The sequence below is a fragment of the Veillonella sp. AF13-2 genome, from assembly GCF_003603295.1.
In the GTDB taxonomy this organism is placed as follows: domain Bacteria; phylum Bacillota; class Negativicutes; order Veillonellales; family Veillonellaceae; genus Veillonella; species Veillonella parvula_E.
The window spans coordinates 1-1,935 of sequence record NZ_QTMT01000009.1; the positions used below are offsets into that span (position 1 = coordinate 1).

Annotated in this window: 1 pseudogene; it reads left to right on the plus strand. The window is 42.8% G+C overall.

From position 1 onward, the window contains the following. Nucleotides 1–1,935 (plus strand): annotated as a pseudogene (locus tag DWV85_RS09270) (hemagglutinin); the annotation flags it as partial.

Here is a 1,935-nt window from a genome sequence, read left to right on the forward strand (position 1 = left end):
TGGAACGGATGCTGTCAATGTGGATCAATTAAATGCTGCTATTGGCGGTACATCCAAAGCGACAACCGTAAAAGCTAAAGATGCTAACGTAACCGTTACAGAAGGCGTTAACGCTGCTGGTGGTAAAGAATATACAGTTGGATTAGGTGATAAGGTTACTCTTGGTTCAGATGCTGATAAGAAAGTTGTTATAGATGGCACTACCGGTACGATTACGGCCGGAGATAAGGTGACTATTAACGGTGCAACAGGTGATATTAAGGCCGGAACAGTTAAAATAACCGGCGCAGGTACGGTAAACGAATTGACTAACCGTACATGGGATATCGATAACCCTACAGTTGTACATGGTCAAGCGGCAACAGAAGACCAATTGAAACATGTTAGTGACGGTGTAAAAAATAACAAAACCGATATTACAAACATCAATAACACCATTGCAAAAGGCTTGAACTTCAAGGGCGATGATACAACTGTTATCAATAAACAATTAGGCGAACAGTTAGATATCAAAGGTGGTGCTGATGCAAATAAATTGTCTGATGACAATATTGGCGTAGTATCTGCAAATGGTGCGCTTAATGTTAAATTGTCAAAAGAATTGAAAAATTTAACTAGCGTAACTACCGGTAATACTGTTATGAACACTGATGGTTTGACTATCAATGGCGGTCCTAAGATTGTTAAGGACGGCATCGATGCAGGCGGTAAGAAGATTACTAATGTAGCAGCCGGTACTGATAACACGGATGCAGTTAACTTTGGTCAATTGAAAGACGTTGTTGCAGCAGGTAAAACTATCCTTAAAGACGGTAAAAATACAACCGTTGAAGGCGATGGTTCCGCTAATAATCCATACAAAGTTAACGTAAATGACGATTTGGTGCTTGGTAAGAAGGGTGCTGACGGCAAAGACGGCTCCATCGGAGTTAACGGTAAAGACGGCTCCGCTGTTGTTATCAATGGTAAAGACGGCTCTATCGGCTTGAATGGTAAAGATGGTGCTAACGGCATCTCCATTAAAGGTGGCGACGGTAAACCTGGCGTTGACGGTACAAACATCACTCGTCTCGTTATCGAAGAAAAGAATGGCGAGAAACATGATGTTGCTACTCTAGATGACGGTATGATGTACGGTGGCGATACAGGCGCTGTTATCAAGAAGAAACTTAACGGACAAGTTAATGTAGTCGGTGGCATTACTGATGTAAACAAATTGACTACTGATGACAATATCGGCGTTGTATCGGATGGCACAAACAACTTGAAAGCTCGTCTTGCTAAGGACTTGAAAGGTTTGAACAGCGTAACTACCGGCGATACTGTTATGAACAGTGATGGACTGACTATCACTGGCGGTCCTAAGATTGTTAAGGACGGCATCGATGCAGGCAGTAAGAAGATTACTAATGTAGCGGCTGGTACTGACAATACGGATGCAGTTAACTTTGGTCAATTGAAAGACGCTATCGCTGCAGGTAAAACTATCCTTAAAGACGGTAAAAATACGACCGTTGAAGGCGATGGTTCCGCTAATAATCCATACAAAGTTAACGTAAATGACGATTTGGTGCTTGGTAAGAAGGGTGCTGACGGCAAAGACGGCTCCATCGGAGTTAACGGTAAAGACGGCTCCGCTGTTGTTATCAATGGTAAAGACGGCTCTATCGGCTTGAATGGTAAAGATGGTGCTAACGGCATCTCCATTAAAGGTGGCGACGGTAAACCTGGCGTTGACGGTACAAACATCACTCGTCTCGTTATCGAAGAAAAGAATGGCGAGAAACATGATGTTGCTACTCTAGATGACGGTATGATGTACGGTGGCGATACAGGCGCTGTTATCAAGAAGAAACTTAACGGACAAGTTAATGTAGTCGGTGGCATTACTGATGTAAACAAATTGACTACTGATGACAATATCGGCGTTGTATC